2 protein-coding genes are annotated in these 1,412 nt (G+C 29.5%); both read right to left on the bottom strand.

The window, feature by feature from the left end; all coding sequences use genetic code 11:
* Positions 1-337 (bottom strand): IS200/IS605 family transposase (tnpA, locus tag KM800_RS15035; RefSeq protein ID WP_217813813.1); only part of this gene is annotated, 337 nt, incomplete at its 3' end.
* Positions 338-537: 200 nt separating this feature from the next.
* Entirely contained in the window at positions 538-1,281 is a 744-nt protein-coding gene (locus tag KM800_RS15030; protein WP_217813812.1) for a peptidylprolyl isomerase, read from the bottom strand.
* Between the last annotated feature and the right edge of the window lie 131 nt (positions 1,282-1,412).

The following is a 1,412-nucleotide window of genomic DNA, read 5'->3' as shown; positions in this document are numbered from 1 at the left end:
TACACAAATCTATACCCATTCCCCAAAATTGCCTATTTCCATATCTATATTTTAAATTTGCATGTCTATCAAAAATCATTAATGAACTTTTACCTTTAAGATATCCCACAAACTGTGATACACTTAATTTAGGCGGTATGCTTACAAGCATATGTATGTGATCCTTACATGCGTTTGCTTCAATAATTTCTACATCCTTATATTCACACAATTTTCTTAGTATTACTCCTATATCTGATTTTATCTTTCCATATATTATCTGTCTTCCATACTTTGGTGCAAAAACTATGTGATATTTACAATTCCACTTGCTGTGTGCTAAACTACTATTGTCCATTTCGGACACACCTCCAATATATTTTAGTTGTGGTTGGCAAACCTACTTCTATTTTATATTGGAGGTTTTCTTTTTTCTACTCATAGCTATAAGCTTTTCGGAACCACAGGTAAAACCTGTGGTATTCTGAATACAATAAGGGAGATTTCCATGATAGAAATCTCCCAATTCTTTAGAACTAAAATTATCCTAAATAAATATTATTTTATTTCAACTTTATACTTATCTCTAAGCTCACTATCAAGCTTTGAATACGTATATGCCTGTCTTTCCTGCAATAATCCTCTTTTTATAGCATCCTTGACTTCGTCAAAAGATTTTAAAGCAGGTTCTATTTTTTCTTCTACTTTTATAAGATGATATCCAAATTGAGTTTTTATAGGTTCACTGATTATTCCTATATCTAAATTAAAAGCAGCATCCTCAAATTCAGGAACCATTTGTCCTTTAGAAAATTTTCCTAAGTTACCACCTTGAGCCTTAGATGGACAGCTAGAATATTTTTGGGCAGCTTCTTCAAAAGGCATACCTCCTGATATATGTTTTAAAACTTCATTAGCCTTATCAATATTATCAACTAATATGTGCTTTGCACTTACCATTTCTGGAGTCTTATACATATTTTTATTTGCTTCATAATAATCCTTAATTTCCTCATCTGTTACACTAACTCCATTCATAGCTTTAGCTATTGCAGTCTGAGTTAAAATTTCTTTTTTTGCTTCTTTTACTTTTTGTAAATATAAACTGTCTTTTTCTAAGTTTGTGTCTTTTGCATAATTATATACTAATTCAAAAAATATTATTTCATTTAATAATTGTTTTTTACCATTTTCTGTGCTTAATTGTCCCTGCTTATCACTAGGAAATCTATTGATTGTATTTTGAATATCACTTTCTTTTATTTCAGCTCCATTTACAAGTGCAAGTACTTTATCTTCCATAAATTTAGCTCCTTTTTATAATATGACTTTTTCCATTATTAATTATGTCACATTTTTTATTAATTTTCTATATAATAAAAAAAGGTTTCAGATAAAATCTGAAACCTTTGGTGGCCAGACCAGGAATCGAA

Source organism: Clostridium tyrobutyricum (assembly GCF_019144085.1).
Taxonomy (GTDB): Bacteria; Bacillota; Clostridia; order Clostridiales; family Clostridiaceae; genus Clostridium_B; species Clostridium_B tyrobutyricum_A.
This window is presented reverse-complemented; position numbering and strand designations above follow the sequence as displayed.